Annotated in this window: 16 protein-coding genes; 8 read left to right on the top strand and 8 right to left on the bottom strand. The window is 45.3% G+C overall.

Features of this window, described 5'->3' with window-relative positions; translation table 11 throughout:
* Window positions 1–65: 65 nt before the first annotated feature.
* The 4 genes from ITG12_RS23575 to nfsA all read right to left on the bottom strand — a co-directional run bounded on the left by ITG12_RS23575 (window position 66) and on the right by nfsA (window position 5,163).
* Window positions 66–2,216 carry a polysaccharide biosynthesis tyrosine autokinase gene (locus tag ITG12_RS23575; RefSeq protein ID WP_038881347.1) on the bottom strand — a complete coding sequence of 717 codons (2,151 nt, stop codon included), beginning with the start codon at window positions 2,214–2,216 and terminating at the stop codon, window positions 66–68.
* Window positions 2,217–2,246: 30 nt separating this feature from the next.
* A complete protein-coding gene (locus tag ITG12_RS23570) occupies window positions 2,247–2,687 on the bottom strand; it encodes a phosphotyrosine protein phosphatase (protein WP_038881349.1) in 441 nt (146 codons plus the stop codon).
* A 72-nt stretch (window positions 2,688–2,759) separates the two neighbouring features.
* Window positions 2,760–3,881, bottom strand: coding sequence for a polysaccharide export protein (locus ITG12_RS23565; protein ID WP_038881369.1), 1,122 nt, complete (start codon window positions 3,879–3,881; stop codon window positions 2,760–2,762).
* Window positions 3,882–4,440: 559 nt separating this feature from the next.
* Window positions 4,441–5,163 carry an oxygen-insensitive NADPH nitroreductase gene (gene nfsA, locus ITG12_RS23560; RefSeq protein WP_248874242.1) on the bottom strand — a complete coding sequence of 241 codons (723 nt, stop codon included), beginning with the start codon at window positions 5,161–5,163 and terminating at the stop codon, window positions 4,441–4,443.
* Between the two features lie 212 nt (window positions 5,164–5,375).
* Between nfsA and ITG12_RS23555 the strand changes: the two genes are divergently transcribed.
* Both ITG12_RS23555 and ITG12_RS23550 read left to right on the top strand, forming a co-directional pair.
* Entirely contained in the window at window positions 5,376–6,017 is a 642-nt protein-coding gene (locus ITG12_RS23555; protein WP_248874239.1) for a MarC family protein, read from the top strand.
* A 182-nt stretch (window positions 6,018–6,199) separates the two neighbouring features.
* The gene (locus ITG12_RS23550; RefSeq protein WP_095760098.1) at window positions 6,200–7,072 is read left to right on the top strand and encodes a patatin family protein; all 873 of its coding nucleotides are present in this window, start codon (window positions 6,200–6,202) and stop codon (window positions 7,070–7,072) included.
* A gap of 17 nt (window positions 7,073–7,089) precedes the next feature.
* Here the strand turns inward: ITG12_RS23550 and ITG12_RS23545 are convergent, their stop codons facing one another.
* The 3 genes from ITG12_RS23545 to ITG12_RS23535 all read right to left on the bottom strand — a co-directional run bounded on the left by ITG12_RS23545 (window position 7,090) and on the right by ITG12_RS23535 (window position 9,883).
* Window positions 7,090–7,779, bottom strand: coding sequence for a flavin reductase (locus tag ITG12_RS23545; protein ID WP_248874237.1), 690 nt, complete (start codon window positions 7,777–7,779; stop codon window positions 7,090–7,092).
* Between the two features lie 41 nt (window positions 7,780–7,820).
* Complete coding sequence (locus tag ITG12_RS23540) at window positions 7,821–8,321, bottom strand: fasciclin domain-containing protein (protein WP_038869015.1); 501 nt, start codon at window positions 8,319–8,321, stop codon at window positions 7,821–7,823.
* An 80-nt stretch (window positions 8,322–8,401) separates the two neighbouring features.
* Window positions 8,402–9,883: a deoxyribodipyrimidine photo-lyase gene (locus ITG12_RS23535; protein ID WP_248874235.1), complete on the bottom strand. Its 1,482-nt coding sequence runs from the start codon at window positions 9,881–9,883 to the stop codon at window positions 8,402–8,404.
* A gap of 109 nt (window positions 9,884–9,992) precedes the next feature.
* On the opposite strand from ITG12_RS23535, the gene ITG12_RS23530 reads away from it, so the two are divergent.
* The 3 genes from ITG12_RS23530 (at window position 9,993) to ITG12_RS23520 (ending at window position 12,943) form a co-directional block, all read left to right on the top strand.
* Entirely contained in the window at window positions 9,993–10,298 is a 306-nt protein-coding gene (locus ITG12_RS23530; RefSeq protein WP_038869018.1) for a DUF6482 family protein, read from the top strand.
* Window positions 10,299–10,376: 78 nt separating this feature from the next.
* On the top strand, window positions 10,377–11,765 hold the full coding sequence (locus tag ITG12_RS23525) for a DUF1800 family protein (RefSeq protein WP_248874233.1): 1,389 nt from the start codon (window positions 10,377–10,379) through the stop codon (window positions 11,763–11,765).
* An 8-nt stretch (window positions 11,766–11,773) separates the two neighbouring features.
* Window positions 11,774–12,943, top strand: coding sequence for a DUF1501 domain-containing protein (locus tag ITG12_RS23520; RefSeq protein ID WP_248874231.1), 1,170 nt, complete (start codon window positions 11,774–11,776; stop codon window positions 12,941–12,943).
* Window positions 12,944–13,021: 78 nt separating this feature from the next.
* On the opposite strand, the gene ITG12_RS23515 is transcribed toward ITG12_RS23520, so the two are convergent.
* The gene (locus tag ITG12_RS23515) at window positions 13,022–14,002 is read right to left on the bottom strand and encodes a rhodanese-related sulfurtransferase (protein ID WP_038881362.1); all 981 of its coding nucleotides are present in this window, start codon (window positions 14,000–14,002) and stop codon (window positions 13,022–13,024) included.
* Between the two features lie 465 nt (window positions 14,003–14,467).
* Between ITG12_RS23515 and ITG12_RS23510 the strand changes: the two genes are divergently transcribed.
* Genes ITG12_RS23510 through ITG12_RS23500 form a run of 3 tightly spaced genes read left to right on the top strand, consistent with a single transcriptional unit; the run spans window position 14,468 to window position 17,979 of the window.
* Window positions 14,468–16,726, top strand: coding sequence for a ribonucleoside-diphosphate reductase subunit alpha (locus ITG12_RS23510; protein WP_248874229.1), 2,259 nt, complete (start codon window positions 14,468–14,470; stop codon window positions 16,724–16,726).
* Window positions 16,727–16,778: 52 nt separating this feature from the next.
* On the top strand, window positions 16,779–17,711 hold the full coding sequence (locus ITG12_RS23505; protein WP_045421668.1) for a ribonucleotide-diphosphate reductase subunit beta: 933 nt from the start codon (window positions 16,779–16,781) through the stop codon (window positions 17,709–17,711).
* A gap of 25 nt (window positions 17,712–17,736) precedes the next feature.
* Complete coding sequence (locus tag ITG12_RS23500) at window positions 17,737–17,979, top strand: glutaredoxin domain-containing protein (RefSeq protein ID WP_172622598.1); 243 nt, start codon at window positions 17,737–17,739, stop codon at window positions 17,977–17,979.
* Window positions 17,980–18,028 lie beyond the last annotated feature (49 nt).

The raw sequence follows: 18,028 nt of genomic DNA, 5'->3' as shown, positions 1-18,028 counted from the left end.
CAGATTGTGATAACCATTGAAAAAAGCCCCGCAATAGCAGCAGGGCAGGTTCTTACTTGGTTGGATCACTCGCTCTTGTAGGTGTAATTGTAATACCCATAACCGTATGAGCTTGCGGCTTTTTTCTCAATGGCGTTAAGGATTACACCTTTAACTTCTACGCCAGATTGTTCAAATCGACTACGAGCGACTTCAAGTTCTTTTGATGTCGTTTGGTCAAATCGTGCAACCATCAGAGTGGTGCCTGCAATCGCACCAACGATACTTGGGTCAGTCACTGCTAATACTGGCGGTGTATCGATGATAACTAGGTCATACTCTTGCGACGCTTTTTCTACAAACTCAACAAATCGTGGGTGCATCAAAAGCTCAGAAGGGTTTGGTGGTACTTGACCACGAGTAATAACGTCCAAGTTCTCAACTTTAGTCTGTTTGATCACAGTCTCTTGACCAATCTTGCCGCTTAAGAAATCAGAAAGACCGTTATCAGCCGTCAGACCAAAACATTGCTGCAAGTAACCTTTACGCATGTCCGCATCGACCAGCAGAACTTTTTGACCTGTCTTAGCTGCTACTGCTGCAAAGTTTGTCGATACGAATGTTTTACCAATTGAAGGCGCAGGACCCGAGATCATCAGTACGTTGTTTTTCGCTTCCATCATCGCAAAATGAAGGCTAGTACGAAGTCCACGTAATGCTTCAATCGAAAGATCTGCTGGGTTTTCTTCTGCTAGTAACAGTAGGTCCTTGTTACCCTTGCGCTTAAGCTTGTTAGCGACTTCCAGTTGTTGTACGGACTTAGGAACGCTGGCATAAACAGAGATACCTGTTTGTTCTATCTCATCTGGAGAGGTTACACCACGGTGGAAAGCTGTTCTCACAAGGACAAAAGCAACGGCCACCATTCCGCCTAATAGTGTTGCTAAAACAACAATAAGAGGTTTTTTAGGCTTCACTGGAATAGCGTAAGACTGTGCACTATCAATAATACGTACGTTACCAACGGTACCCGCTTTAATAATGTTCAGCTCTTGAACTTTGTTTAGAAGCTGGATGTAGATCTGTTGGTTCACTTCGACATCACGTGTCATACGTAGGACTTCACGCTGCGTTTTTGGTAGTTTTTGAACTTGTCGGTTCAAACGAGCTTTTTCTTGCAGTAACGTCTGGCGCTTATCCAGTAGCGATTTGTATGCTGGGTGATCCTGAGTGAACTTCTGGCTGATTTCACTTTCTTTGAATGTCAGCTCGTTCAGTTGCGCTTCAAGTGCGACCATCACTTTGAGTGTTGATTGTGCTTCAAGGTTTAAGTCGATCGATTCGTTTTCTTGTCTAAAGCGATTCAGTACATCTTCTGAGCCATTCAGCTTATCTTTGATTTCAGGTAAGTGATCTTTGAGGAAGTTTAAACTTTGTTCGGCTTCTGCTGAGTTTCTTCTCACATTCTGCAGGAAATAGTTTTGAACAACATCGTTCAAGATTTGTTGGTTACGCTCAGGGTATTCCCCTTCAATACTCAACGAGACAATACCAGTCTTAGCGCCTCGCTCAGAAATTGATAGTTGTGAAGCGAGCCTGTTGATCGCGTCAAGCTTGCTAATTTTACTGATTGAAAAACTGTCTTCGTTTTGTGCAACCAACTCACGAACTTTGATGTGGTAGCCATTCATTTCAATCGTCTGACCAACGATACCAGATAGTACGACTTGATCTTCAATCATAAGATCAAAGGTCCCCTTTTCTGCATCTGTCACCAGTAACTCATGTTTTAAAGTTCGTGCGGTACGCGGAATCTCGAAAGTAGAGACAGAAATGTAATCTTGAGTGCCATTGATGCGAGCCAGACCTTTACCAATGAACGCTAGGTAGTTTGGGGTGGTTATGGTCGTTAAATTAAACTTATCGACGGTATCGCCAAGGATCATGCGAGATTTAATGATTTCAATCTCTGTAGTTGCTGAGGATTCGGCAGCGAAAAGATCCCCCATGTCGCCAACCATCGCAGATATGCCGCCAGAGCTTTTTTGTTCGATCTGAATCAACGCATCAGCTTTGTAGATTGGTGTAGATAGCAATGCAACAGCAATGCCTAATGTTGCAAAGAGAAGCGTAATACCAATGATGAACCATTTAGCATCGATTAATATGCCAAACAGTTTGCCTAAATCGATTTCATCATCAGTTGGTGCAGATGAACTTATAGTTTGGTTAGCCATTGTTTTTTTATTTCGCCAAGTAATCTGAAGTTATAGTTTTTTTACCCAAGCATGGGCGGATTGTTCAATTAGAGAAAACGCATGATCAAAGGCCTCTCTGCTTTGTCTGAACGGATCAGGAATGCTGGCTGCGTTCATCCAATGTCCAAATAACATAGTTTTGCCTCTGGCTTCTGGAACGATCTTAGTCAGCGCATCAATATGACCTTGCTCCATCACTAAGATTAGATCTTGCTTCGCACACAGCTGCGCAGTCAGTTGTTGCGCTTGGTGATTCTCGAGTGAAAACCCTTTTTCTGAGGCAATCAGCGTTGCGGTCTCATCCGCTGGTTTCCCAGTTAGGCGGCTTTTCTCAACGGCAATACCTGCTGAAGAAATGGTTTTATTCGGAAGAAGCTGTTGAAGCACTCGTTCTCCTGTCGGAGAGCGACAAATGTTACCTACACACACAACAAGAATGTTTGAAAACATGATTTATTCCTTATCAATAACTTTCCGACAGGGCTTGCCTGTTCTAGACAAGCCCTGTCAATAATGCTTGAGCTACGGCCAATTTCTTACACGAAGCACACCTTCTGTAAGCTCATTGAAGCCTGAAATCGTTGGTACTAGTTGTGCTATAACACGATTCCAACGACTGACTGGTGCCGCAGTGACATACACGATGTCATAAGGCTTTAGGTCAAATTCAGTACCAATTACTAACGCGGCTGCGTCAGATATATCGAGTTGGTAAATATCGCCTAATGCTTGATTGTCTTGTGCTTTTCTAATAACGAACACACCAGTCGCATCTGCAGAAAGTTGATTGATACCACCAACATTGCTTAGAGCTTCGGTCAAGCTCATACCTGCGCGATCCATTTTCAATAGCTTGGGATCGTTAACTTCCCCCATGACGAACACTTTTTGAGTGTCATTTCTTGGTACATGCACGATGTCGCCAGGTTGAAGTAATCGGTTTTCAGTAAGGTCTCCTTCTTGCATTAATGCATAGAGAGAAATGTTCTCGACTTTGCCTTGTCGTGTGAGTGTGACGTTACGCCAGTCTGCGTCTTGACCTAAGCCACCAGAACGATTCACGGCATCTAGCAGAGTCAAAGGGATGTTGGTGATCGCTTGTTGCCCTGGCTTATTAACTTCACCGGTTATATAAGATTTCTTGGAACGGAATGCGGCAACACTGACATCTACTTGAGGGCTTTCGATGTATTTCGCCAATTTTTTGGAGATGTCTTTTCGAATTTGTCGGACGTTTTTACCCGCGACTTTTACAATACCTATGTATGGGTAAAAGATGGTGCCGTCTGCATGTACCCAGTTACCTGCTTCTGCAGAGCTGCGATAAGAACCAGCAGGAATAGTAAGCTCAGGGTGATCCCAAATAGTGATATTCAGAATATCGCCAGGACCGACTTCATACTCGTAAGCCGCGAGTTGATGGTCAAGCGTTGGGTTCGCTTTGGTTTCGACATCCGAGTTTTTTAACTGCGAGACTTTATCAAGAGTCAGTTGAAATATATTGAAATCTGCAGCTGTGTTGGTGCTGCCGTCCTCAACGATACGCTTACCACTCGTGGATAAGTGACTGCCCGGTACTGTACATCCGGTAAGAAGTACAGAGGAAAGGAGTAAACTGCCTAGCTTTTTATAATTGGAGTTCATGCTTTTATTCATCTGACGTATAGAGTTAGTTGCTAACAGCAACATTATATTTCCAGAAAACAACAACACGTTATATGGCACGATAATTAATTGTAATTTATAGAATGCTCAATAGGAAACGGGTTGCATCCGGCGAGCGCACTCTAAAGAATTTCGTTTGTCGGGGCAATAGACGATAAATTGATAAAATGCTAGTGATATATAGCTATTTTTTATATTTATGGGGTCTGAGTGGGGATTATTTGATGAAGAGCTTTATTAATTGGCTCTAATTTTTGGTATTGGCTCACAAATTGCGTATTTTTCGTAAAATTCAATTAGTTATAAATGCGGTATATCTAAAGATAAAATTTATTTATTTTGTTGTGTATTGTGATTTAGATCTTATTTTTTCTTCTCAGTCAATATGGATTTGTTATGGCTTTGACAAAAATAAAACCGAAGATGGTCAGACTTTGATGCTGATGCCATGTGTGGAAATTGCATGAATGGTTTCTTGTGAAATAGACCTCATCCGAGGCCTTTTTTGATCTATCGGTTAATTAAACGAACTTTTTCATTATCGCTTAGCCAATCCCTTACTATTTAGATAAGGCAAGATGTGCGGGCGAGACTCTCCAGACAGCTTTCCGGCTGTTTCTTGTGACCATGCACTCTGCTTTTGATTGCTTGTGCGGCTCGCGTAGTACTCTTGCATGGTTTGATCGTAAGCTTGTACATCGTCTACGTTCAGCGTTTGGTATTGGTTTTCGTGGACAATAACGTTAACGGGCAAGCGTGGTTTTACTTCTGGGTTTTGATCAGGGTAGCCCAAACACATACCAAACAGGATAGCGGCGTTGTTAGGTAAACCGAGTAGCTCATCGACTTGCGCAGCACTATTTCTTAAGCCACCAATGTATACGCCACCTAACCCCATAGACTCCGCAGCTAACAAACAGTTTTGCGCCATGATGCCGGAATCCACAGCACCAATTAGGGTCAGTTCAGTAAAGTCAGCTTGAACGTCAGGATTGATGGTTGCATGACGCTGGTAATCGATGCAAAACACCAAAAATTCTGCAGCACTTTCAACGTAAGCCTGATTGCCAGCGTATTGTGCTAGCAGTTTGCGCTTTTCTGCGTCTGTCACTCGAATGATAGAGACCACTTGCAGCATGCTAGAAGAAGAGGCGGCTAATCCGGATTGGAGAATCGTTTGTAGTTGTTCACTTGCAATAGGCTCAGAGGTGAACTTACGAATAGAGCGATGACCGAGAATGGTTTCAATCGTACTGTTCATGATCAATCAACTTCCTTAGTTTGTTCTTAGTATTGGCTGAATCTTCACCATAACGCTATTTATATTGAGCGTAAACCAGGATGCGCTTCAAACTGTGGCGACGAGCAACAGGTGAGGCGCTTGGAAAGTGCAGAGGACATAAAGTGACGTTATTTATAAAGTTGGGTATATAATGATTTTTAATAATCAATAACTTACCAAATGTAGAAAACATGAAAGAACTCATACTTCATACCGTCACTGTATTCATGGGCTTTTTTGCCATCATGAACCCGATCGCTAATATCCCTATCTTCTTAAGCCTGACAGCGGATGAAGACAAGCAAACCGTGCGCTCAATTGCGCTTCGCTCTGTGTTTATCGCCTTTGTTATCGTTGCTGTATTCGCTATTGCTGGCAAAGTCATCTTCGACCTATTTGGTATTACCCTTTACGCTCTGCGCATTACTGGCGGTATCTTAGTATTCCTCATTGGCTTCCACATGTTGCAAGGGGAATCGACACACAAGAAGACCAAGGAAAAGGCTTATTCACCGGAGCAAGAACAAGCCGCGTTGAGCATTGCCGTTTCACCATTAGCAATGCCGATATTGGCGGGGCCAGGAACACTTGCGACGGCGATGAACTTTGCAACAACGGGTGGAATCACCGAAACCATCATTACCATTGCTTCATTCGCAGTCCTTTGCGTGATGACTTATGTCCTGTTTTTGTTTGGTGACAAGTTAGTGAAAGCCGTTGGTCCAAGCGCACTGAATGTGATCACCAAAATGATGGGATTGATCCTTGCGGTGATTGGCACACAGATGTTTATTGAAGGTGCTGGCGAAGCGTATAAAACCGTCTTTGCGTAATCTCTAATTGAAAGACTGCAAATCCACATCAACGCTTTGGTTGATGTGGATTTTTTGATCCTAAGTTTCCACTTAAAGTGTAAGAAACACATAGACTTCGCCTATCTCAATAATAAGAATAACCGATTGTTGCTGTAGCACGAATTTCAGTAATCTTTTTAACGTCTTTATTGGGGGGAAACATGGCAACAAAAGCAATCGTAGTCGAAGGTGGCGCAATGCGTGGCGTCTTTGCCAGCGGCGTATTAGATGCATTCTTAGAGCAAGACTACAAACCATTTGATTTTGCGATTGGCGTATCAGCCGGGGCTTCAAACTTGATCGGTTATCTAACTGATTACCCGCACCGTAGCATCAACGTCATCACTAAATTAGCAACCAGCAAACGCTTTTTCGATCCTACCCGCTTTTTGAAAGGTGGAGATTTGATCGACGTGAAATGGTTATTTGAAGAGTCAAATCGTTTGTACCCAGTCGATGAAGCGAAACTGTTTGAAGGCATTCCTTTCTTAGCGGCAACGACGAACATCAATACAGGTAAAGCGGATTACTACCGAGTGAATCGTCATAACTTCCACAACGCGATGGAAGCAACAACCGCTCTGCCTATTGCTTACAAACATACCCCGTGTTTCTCCGGTGGTTGTTATACCGATGGCGGTGTGGCAGATTCCATTCCTGTACGAGAAGCCTATCGTCGCGGTGCTCGTGATATCACGGTTGTCCTTTCACATCCTTTGGCTTATGAGAAAAAGCCAGTGAAGACGCCTTGGTTAATGAAGAAGCTGTTCGCTGAACATCCACAAATGGCAGAGGCTATGCTTCATCGCTCAGAGAACTACAATGAGTCGCTTGAGTTCATTCGCAATCCTCCCGAAGGAACGCGTGTTCGCGTAGTTGCTCCGCCAGATGAATTCAACGTTCAGCGATTGTCTATGCGTCAATCTGTCTTGCTAGAAGGCTATGAAATGGGGTTGGAAGCTGGGCGCACACACCTTACCAACCGAGCTGGTGAACACGGCTTAGACAGAGAAAACTGCCATTTTTGTATTTAGTTCTTGAGTATGAGGAGTTAGTCCAAATCGACTTCAAGCGCTCCCCAAGATGAAGGTTCTCCTTCTCTTGTTAAGGGGAACAGACAAGAGTCAGGTTTGGCATAACTTAACCGATGTAGACGCTGAGTCACGTGGTAGCTATCAAGCCCAGAAATGGTCACCAAGTCGAGCAGTTCCAAATCGAGATAACCATCTGGCATGATCGCTCTTTCCGGTGCGTGCACCATTAACACTTCACCGATCAGCATCTCTGTTTGATTGCTCTCAATCTTGATGTGTTCTTTCAAAGCTAGGCCCATCTTGAGGTTACTTTCAAGGACAAAAGGCGCAGGAAACGCATCATCGTAATAAGGTGTCAGCCCTACGGCTTCAAACTCTGAGATATGCTTTGGGTAGCGCGCGGAGGTTTGATGGGCTTTTTGCACAAAGTCTACGCCGATAGCGTTGATGGTGAAATGCTTGGTATCGAGGATGTTTTCTAGCGTGTGACGGCGACTTTTACGTGGACGAACGATAAAGCCGAATAGAGGTGGATGCGAACCCAAATGAACCACCGAGCTCACCACGGCAAGGTTCTCTTGTCCCTGCCTGTCCCTTGTGCCGATGAGGTTAGCGCTTTTGTACCCCGCTAGAGAGTTGATCAATCGGGTGCGTTGGCGTTGCTCCATCGCTTGAATATCATGCTTCGAGAGTTTGATGTTTTCCATATCCTTGAAAGGGGCGGGTGAGCCCGCCCTCCTTGTTAATTTTATTTCGGCATGATGACTTCATCAATGACATGAATCACGCCATTCTTTGCTTTGACGTCGGTGGCAATTACAGTAGCGTTGTTGATCATCACTTTATCGCCCATGGTTTTGATCATCACGTCTTGCCCTTGGACTGTCGTCGCTTTATCCATTTTCACTACGTCTGCGGCCATCACTTTGCCCGGAACCACATGGTAAGTAAGAATCGCGACCAGCTTGTCTTTGTTATCTGGCATCAGCAACATATCAATCGTGCCATCTGGAAGCTTAGCAAATGCTTCGTCAGTCGGTGCAAACACCGTAAATGGGCCTTCTCCTTTAAGCGTGTCTACTAAGCCTGCGGCTTTGACTGCTGCCACCAAGGTGTTGAAGGAGCCATTTGCAACGGCGACATCAACAATATCTTCTTTCATCATTCCGTGTTCATGGGCTTGCGCTGGCATTAAAAATGAAAAAGTGGCAAACATAACCGTGGTTGTAACCAAAATACGTTTTAACATTGTGCATTCCTTTCGTTGTTTGGGTACCGCTCTCTCCCTGATAAAAGCCTTTGTTTGTACGCGCGCTTCTTTCTGGGCGATCAACTTGCTTTCTTTTTGCTCGAAGGCCGAACGTGCTGCGCCAGAATTCTCGCTCCTTCTATTTTCACTTCTGTGCGTTTGCGCCATGCCCACAATCGCTCTCTTGCTGCTTTTGCGCTTGCCTCTACATCCACGATGGGCACGAGATATCGAGAATCGGGATCCAATTGGTACATGACGGTTTCCATTGCGGTCATTTTCCATGGTTCAAACAACAAGGGCGTGGGAACCATTGCAAGTTCTGGAATCCATTTATGAATGAACTCACCGTTAGCATCGTGCTCTTGTGCTTGTTTCGTCGGATTGTAGATGCGAATCGTATTGGTGCCGGTCACTCCTGCTTGCATTTGAAATTGTGGGTAATGGATACCCGGTTCAAAGTCGAGGAACAACTGAGCTAAGTGATTCACGCCATCGCGCCAATCCATGTTCATATGATGCGTTAAAAAACTCACCAACATCGCGCGCATGCGAAAGTTGATGTATCCGGTGTGATGAAGACAACGCATGCAAGCATCGATGAGCGGTATCCCGGTTGTGCCTGACTTCCAAGCGTCCAAGAGTGCCGCATCTCTGACGTTTGCTTGATGTAATAAAGGTTCATAAGCCGTATTAACACAACGAAACTCCATTTCGCATTCGGATTCAAACTTCTGCATAAAGTGACAATGCCAATGCAGTCTCGAAGACAGCGCAATTAAGCTGCGACGAAACCCTGCCACTTGCCAATGTTTCAGCAGGTATTGGTAAACTTCTCGAAGCGATATATTGCCCCATGCGAGATAGGGAGAGAGGCGAGTACATGCGGTTCGAGATGCTGTAGGGCTAGAAATACTTCGGTAATAATCTCGTCCTCGGCGTTGAAAAAAGTCTTCCATGGTTTGCCAAGCGAGTGAACTCCCGCCCGTTTGCATGCCTTTTATTTTTTCTAACCAAGAAGGAGGGGGCGTAAACGAGCAACCAAGTGCGTCAACATCGAGGGTAATAAGAGAAGCGCTTTCAAGGTCGATAGCTTCAATCTCGGCTCGCATAACCGTATCCCAATGCTTATCCCAACCGAGTCGGTCTTTTGCTCCTCGAATGACTGCGCCATGTTCAAATTCGTGCCACGGAATCCCTTGTGATTGAAGCCATTCTGATACTTGTTTATCTCGTTCAAACGTACAACGCAGTCCGATTTCTTGATGGGAGAAAATAGCATTGATGTTGAACTGGTTTTGAATCGCGCTGAGGCAATCTATTGCGCTACCTGACATTACGGACACTTGATGGCTACGAGCCGAGAGTGTTTTATTCATATCTTGGAGTGATTGCCAAATAAAACGCCAGTGACGAGCAGAGTAATGTGGGTCATCCAGTAACATGGGTTCGACAATATAAAGCAGCACAGTTGGATGTTCTGAAGATAGAGCGTGTTGCAAAGGCGTATGATCGGTCAGGCGTAAATCGCGTTTTAGCCACACTAAGTTGATTGTTTGCATTGTGCCCCTCACTGTTTTTCCGATTTCTACGCATTAGGGAGGCAAATTTCTCACTCGGTGATCGATTTTATTACGGTTGACGTAAAGGCACGGAGCAAGGAGGTGCTCTATGTCTATGCCGCTCAGTAAATTGGAAAAATTCTTCTACATCGACAAGCTCGTTATCCACTCTCTCGATCTCGCTCTGTATCAAGTATCTGTCTTAGTCGATGGAGAGGAACACTTTGTTACCGATGATCAAGGCAAGTTTTTGAGAGCGCATTCGATACTGGAGTTGCAAAAGCAATGTCGTCACTTGAAAGCGAAACAGCAGGTACTTCGCCAACAAAGTGCCTATGACGAAATGGTTGGGCAGACATCCAAAGATGGTACCAATGAATTAGAGGTTCCTCTGCGTGATAACCAGCTTTACTGACTGAGAAATAACCAAAAATTGAACTCGACGCCATGTGATGCTTGCTAGACTGACATAAAGCATCACACGGAAACGGCTATGCAGTATTACCCAACTCAAGACATTATCTCTGAGCAGCGGTTCGGCTTTGGGCCCCTTTATAAACACAGTTCGCCAAGTTTAGAAAAGCAACTAAGCAGCAATACCTATTGGCATGAGGCAATAACCAAGTTGCCGAGTACAAACGAAGTGTTGTTGAAACTGAGAAAGCTCAATAACACCAAACGAGAGCTCAAACAATCCCCAACCAAAAAGCGCGAAGTGCAAAAGCAAATCGGTGCGTTCTTTCGTGAGCAATATTTGCGGCAAGTCGAGGCTCGCAACCAACAGACTTTGCACACTCCGTATGGATTTCAGGAACGCTTGATTCAATTTTGGAGCAACCATTTTGCTATATCTGCAGACACCCGAAAGGTGCGTCCGATAGTGGCAAGCGTCGAAAATGAAGTGATTAGAGAGCACTGGAATGGTAACTTTGTCGAGATGCTCTTAGCGGTGATTCAGCACCCAACCATGCTGATGTTTCTGGATAACAACTTGTCGGTAGGACCGAACTCCAAACAAGGACTGAAACAGGGTAAAGGGCTCAATGAAAACCTCGCGCGAGAAATCATGGAGCTGCATACGCTTGGTGTTGATAGCCAATATACACAACAAGACGTGATTGAGCTGTCAAAAGCCATTACTGGCTGGAGTGTTGGATTCAAAGCGCCAAAAGTTGGTTTCCAATTTAATTCAAGAACCCATGAGCCAGGCTCGATAACTCTGCTTGGCAAGCGCTATTCTCAACAAGGTATTGAACAAGGACGAGCGTGTTTGAGAGATCTTGCGCTTCATCCTGATACTGCAAAACATATTGCACGTAAGTTGGTGCAGCATTTCCTAGGACCTTCCGGTGAAGCCTTGGTTGAACCGCTCAGCCAAGCTTACCTAAAAGGCAAAGGGGATTTGCTCCCGGTTTATCGATTGTTGATTCAAAGCGCTTTGAGCCAATCGGCAGAAGCGATGCGCTTTCGCACTTCTCAAGAGTGGTTATTCGCGGTTTTGCGCAGTGCTGATGCCCGTTTTCCTGAATCGAATGATATGCAAATGAGCAAGTCTGGGAATAAATTACTCGGTGCGCAAAGAAGCTTAGGGCAGCCTCCTTTTATGGCGGGTTCTCCTGCTGGTTGGCCAGACAAAGACGCGGATTACAACAGTCCATCGGCGCTAACTCAGCGGTGGCAGTTAGCGAATCGAATCGCTCGACTGGCGGTGAAAAGTGCCAAGTCCCAAGGTGTGAAACCACAAGCTTTTGTTGAGAAAATTAGCCAACAGCTTTACGGCGATGCGTTGGACGAACACACAAGGTTGGTGATGAACAAAGCCCCATCGGCAGAGATGAAGCTTTCTCTACTTTGGCTTAGCCCGCAATTCCAGTATCGATGAGGTGAGTGATGACAATAGATAAACAAACGAACTTAACATCGACTCGTCGACAATTCTTGAAATCCGTTTTAGCCGTGGGCGCAACAAGCATGTTGCCTAATGCAGTCTTTGCTCAATCAAGCTCTCCAAATATCTTTGTTTGGATTACGTTGCGGGGTGCGATGGATGGATTAAACGTTGTGGTTCCTTATGCTGATAAGCAGTATTTAGCTCTCCGTCCGACGATTGGTTTAGCAACAGAAAAACTGAATAAACTCGACGATTTTTATGGTTTGCATCCGGCGATGAAAACCAGCTTCGAGTGGTATCAAAATAAGCAGATGGCGATGATTCATGCTTGTGCCACCGCGTATCGTGAGCGCTCTCATTTTGATGGGCAAAAGGTGTTAGAAAACGGTACAGACAATCCGTTACATCGTGATGGATGGTTAAACCGATTGCTGCAACTGGATGCCAAGTCGAAAGGTTTGGCGATCGATTCAGGGTTACCTTTGATTGTTCAAGGAGAGAAGGCGGTCAGCAGTTGGTATCCAAACAATCTGCAAGCGCGAGACAGCCAAGTGGAGCTGCTAGAGGCTTTGTTTCAAAGTGATGAGAAGCTTGCGAGTAATTTTGAAGAATCGCTGAAGATTGAAATGATGTCGAATCGTAATCGTCCCGGTAAGCAGTTTCCTGTCTTGGCGTCTCAAGCGGGAACTTTTCTCTCTACTGAAGGTGGCCCTAACATCGCGGTATTGGAACTGGGAGGGTGGGATACTCATGCTGGCCAAGGCGCAGAAACAGGAAGGTTAGCCAATCAATTGCGTAAATTGGATAACGGTCTTGCCAACCTAAAGAAAGCGTTAGGGGATAACTGGTCGAAAACCGTCGTGATGGCGGCAAGTGAATTTGGACGCACCGCAGCGGAAAACGGAACCAAAGGCACCGATCATGGAACAGCAAACGCCATGTTTATTGCTGGTGGAGCCATCGAAGGTGGCAAGGTATTGGGAGAATTTCCGGGGCTTGCCCAAGCTGAGCTTTATGAAGGGCGAGACTTAGCCCCTGCGAATGATATGAGGGCGGTGATCAAAGCCGTTCTACAGCAACACATGAGCATAGAATCGAGTGCGCTAGAAAGCGTATTTCCTGACAGCGGCTCAGATAAAGCTTACGCAGGCCTTATCAGAACATCCTAGTTTTTACCTTCCAACGATAACAAAAACGCCCCGTCTCCAAGCCAGAAGCAGGGCGTTTATATTTAATGTGTTTGAATCTTACGCTTGCTTACGTTGCGCGTCTTTCTTCGCCAGTTTTTCTGCGCGTCGCTGCTCACGCTGTTTGGCACTTTCACCACCAACGTGTTGTTCGCCACGAACCGCTGCTAACGACACTTGCTTTTCACGCTCGCGGAAGCGTTCTACTTGCTCTTCACTGTGTTTACCAAAACATTTCGGGCAGCTTACGCCTTGCTCAAATTGCTCTGATTGTTTGTCTTCTTCCGTGATTGGCAGTCGGCAAGCATTACACAAGTCGTAATCTGCTTTTTCCAGCTGGTGGTTCACCGCAACGCGACCGTCGAATACGTAGCAGTCGCCTTCCCACAAGCTTTCTTCTTCTGGTACTTCTTCAAGGTATTTCAGAATACCGCCTTCTAGGTGGTAAACCTCATCAAAACCCTGCTCTTTCATGTAAGCAGTCGACTTTTCACAGCGAATACCACCAGTACAGAACATCGCGACTTTTTTGTGTTTCTCTGGATCCATGTTTTGTTTTACATAGTCAGGAAATTCGCGAAAAGTGTCAGTATTTGGATTAACAGCACCTTTAAATGTTCCGATCTCAATTTCATAGTCATTACGAGTATCAACCACAAATACTTCTGGATCAGTAATCAGATCGTTCCAATCTTGCGGCTTCACGTAAGTACCAACCACATGGCGAGGATCGATGCCTTCAACGCCCAATGTCACGATCTCTTTCTTTAGCTTTACTTTGGTGCGGTTAAACGGCTGAGTATCTGAGTACGACTCTTTGTAAACAATACCAGTAAGGCAAGGCTCGGCATTTAGCCATGCAAGCAGTGTATTAATACCTTCGCGTTTCGCTGCAACCGTACCGTTAATACCTTCACTCGCCAGTAGCAACGTTCCATGTACACCGTGGGCTTCCATTAGGGCAAGCAATGGCTCGCGTAACTCTTGGTAGTTTTCCAGTTCCACAAACTTATACAGGGCGCAGACAACATACTGACTCATGATTATTCCTTACTTTAAAAGGTCGATGGTTCGACGACTCGATACCTAACAATTTTAGCGGCTCGGAGTATACCTGAGTAATTTAGTCGGAAATACGGACAAACTATGCGGATATTTTCAGTCATATTGATCAGGCGATTTTTTCGACAAATCTTGGCGCGTAACATTGGAAATTAATAGGCATGAAAATTTGAACTAGATCACATTTGTAGTTCTTTTCTATAAATGAACTAAGTTGATGAAAATTAAGGCTTTGCGGAAAACTTCATCACTTTATCAGGTTTGCGGTGCTTGTCTCTAATTGCAGTTCCTGTCGAGCTTGGTGTCAGTGTCAATATGTTTCCTCACCCTCTCTATCGTCAGTTCTAACTTTTAAAAAACTTGCTTGTAATGATAACTATTATCACCTAGATCTATTGCGTACATATGGTGCTCAATATTTAAACTACACACAAGATATAGATTATGGACGTTATAAAACGAGATGGACGGAAAGAAAAAGCCAGTCTAGATAAGGTGACTCGAAGAGCCGAAGCGCTGGCTGATGGACTAAAAGTCGAACCCATTGCGGTTGCACAACGCGTGGTAAGCGGTTTGTACGACGGCATTAAGGTGACGGAAATCGATGTATTCCTCGCTGAAACGGCAGCAAGCCTTGCGACGGAACACCCTGATTATGCCAAGCTTGCGGCTCGCGTGATGGTGAGTTCTCTGCAAAAAGAAACCAGCGGATACGCAACTGCAACACGTGAGCTCTCTGAAATCGGTATTCTTTCCGATGCTTACGTCGACTTTGTTGCCAAGAATCAGTTTGCGCTCGAAGAGATGATTGACTACAAACGCGACTATCAGTTTGATTATTTCGGCTACAAAACTCTCGAGCGTTCCTACCTATTGAAAGTAAAAGGTGTGGTGGTTGAACGACCACAAGATATGTTCATGCGCGTGGCAGTCGCTGTCGCAGGTGACGATCTTGAAGAAATTCGAGAGCTATACGATTTGCTCAGCCTTGGTTACTACACTCATGCTACGCCAACGCTGTTTAATGCTGGCTGTAAGATGCAGCAACTATCTTCGTGTTTCCTATTGGCGATGCAAGAAGACTCCATCAACGGCATTTACGACACCCTCAAAGATTGTGCACTGATTTCTAAATCGGCGGGCGGCATTGGGCTACACATCCACAATATTCGTGCGACTGGGGCGCCAATTATTGGCACTAACGGTGTGTCGAATGGCATCGTGCCAATGCTCAAAGTCTTCAATGAAACGGCTCGCTATGTGGACCAAGGTGGCGGTAAGCGCAAGGGCTCGTTTGCGGTTTATCTGGAACCTTGGCATGCGGATATCGAATCCTTCCTCGATTTACGTAAAAACCACGGTAAAGAAGAGTTCCGCGCACGTGATTTGTTCCTCGCTCTATGGGTGCCAGACTTGTTCATGGAACGTGTCGAAAACGACGCAGAATGGACTCTGTTTAGCCCACACAATACCAAAGGTTTGTCTGATTTATACGGTGCTGAATTTACTCAGAAGTACCAAGAATACGAGCGTATGGGCTTGGGCGTGAAGACCATCAAAGCCCGCCAATTGATGACGCAAATCATTGAGTCACAAGCTGAGACGGGAACACCGTACATGCTCTACAAAGATGCGTGTAATGAAAAGTCGAATCAGAAAAACCTCGGCACCATTAAGTCGAGTAACTTGTGCGCAGAGATCATGGAAGTCTCGACGCCAGATGAAACGGCGGCTTGTAATTTGGCGTCTATGGCACTGCCTAAGTTCGTTACAGACGCGGGGTTTGATTTCGACAAACTTCACCAAGTCACCAAAGTCGCGATTAAGAACCTCGACCGCGTTATCGATGTGAACTATCACCCAACCGATAAGATTGAAAAATCGAACCACGCGCATCGTCCTGTTGGTTTGGGTATCCAAGGTTTGGCGGATGTGTTCTTCAAAATGCATCTTTCGTTTGATAGCGAAGAAGCACTACAGCTTAACCGTGACATCGCGGAAACCATGTATCACGCATCCCTTGAAGCGTCTTGTGAAATCGCGGCGCAAAAAGGTGCGTACTCCAGTTATGACGGATCACCAATCAGTCATGGTCAGTTCCAATTTGATCTGTGGGATGAACAACCAAGCAGCCGCTGGGATTGGTCACAGCTCAAGCGCCAAATCGCAGAGCACGGTGTGCGTAACTCGCTACTGATTGCTCAAATGCCAACGGCGTCGACAGCGCAAATTTTAGGTAACAACGAAGCGTTTGAAGCGCAAACCAGCAATATCTATAAACGTCAAACATTGTCGGGTGAGTTCATCATCATCAACAAACATTTGGTAAGCGATCTGGAAGAACGTGGTCTTTGGACGAGCAAAATCCGTGACGCCATTATTCTCAATAACGGTTCAGTACAAGGCATCGATGCCATTCCAGACGATCTTCAATCCGTGTATCGCACCGTGTGGGAAATTTCTCAGAAAGTGATCATTGATATGTCGGCAGAGCGTGCCCCGTTTGTTTGCCAATCGCAAAGCCTCAACTTATGGCTCGCATCACCAACGTTCGCTCAAATCAATGCGATGCACTTCTACGCGTGGAAACGTGGTCTGAAAACCGGCATGTACTACTTGCGCTCCAAGCCTTCGACGAATGCGGTGAAAGTCACCGTTGGTCAGCAAAGTGAAGATGAAGATTGCCTAAACTGCGGCGCATAAACCTCTCTCGTCAATTAAAAAGATTCACATCAACCGAAAGTAAGGAAACGGTATGATTGTTAAAAACAAATTTAGCTTGTTCCCCATTCAATACGAAGAGATTTGGCAAGCGTACAAAACTCACGAAGCGGCATTCTGGACCACAGAAGAACTCGATTTTGCTCAAGATCTTGCTGATCTTGCCAAGCTGACCGAAGGCGAAAAGCACTTCATTCGACATGTGTTGGCGTTCTTTGCTCAGAGCGAAGGGATGATCAACGAGAACTTATTGACTCGATTTTATGGTGAAATTGAAATCGCGGAAGCGCGCTGTTTCCTTGCTTTGCAGGCATTTAATGAAGTCATTCACGCAGAGACTTACGCACTGCAACTCGAAACTTACATTCCCGATGTTGAAGAGCGTGAGCGCTTGTTCAATGCGATTGAAAACGTCCCGACCGTGAAGCGTAAGGCGGAGTGGGTAATGAAGTGGATCTCTTCCGATAAACCATTGGCAATGCGCTTGATCGCCTTTGGTTTGGTGGAAGGCTTGTTCTTCGCTGGCAGCTTCTGTGCCATTTACTACTTCCGTAAACGTGGTTTGCTGGCTGGTTTGGCAGCAAGTAATGACTTGATTGCTCGTGATGAAGGGTTGCACTTTAGCTTCTCTGCGCTGCTATTCAAAACCTTAGGTCAAGGCAAGGTGACACAACAAGAGTTTGAAGAGATTTGCCGAGAAGCGGTTTTAATTGAGAAAGAGTTTGTAACGGAAGCCTTACCAGTGGACTTGATTGGTATGAATGCTGATCTGATGTGCCAATACATTGAGCACACTGCCGATGTTATCGCTGGTTTGTTTGGTTTCAACCCGATCTTTGGTGCTGAAAACCCATTTGATTACATGCGTTTATTGGACATGGAAGGAAAGACCAACTTCTTCGAAAAACGCGTTACTGAGTACAAACGACCTCAAGATCGCCAATTGAGTTTTGATGCGGATTTCTAACGGCAAGGAATAGCAGAGAAGAGTGATGAAAATAGAAATGTACAGCAAGGAGCAATGCTCCCAATGTGAAACCGCAGCAATGTGGTTGCAAAATCAGGGCTTTAACGTGGCAACGCTCAAGTTGGATGTGGAGTTTGATCGGGAAACCTTGTTCGAGTTATTCCCAACCGCAAGAAGCTATCCGCAGTTTATGCTCGATGGCGAACCCATTGGTGATTTCAGTCGCTTAAAATCGGCACTCGCTTTTGAGCAAAGTGCCGCTTTCTAAATTATGTATACCCAAGTAACCTCGAGATGCTAGGTTCAGCGAGACTGAC

Source organism: Vibrio sp. ED002 (assembly GCF_023277445.1).
Lineage (GTDB): Bacteria > Pseudomonadota > Gammaproteobacteria > Enterobacterales > Vibrionaceae > Vibrio > Vibrio jasicida.
The sequence above is the reverse complement of the archived record's forward strand: the minus strand, read 5'-3'. Positions and strand labels throughout refer to the sequence as shown.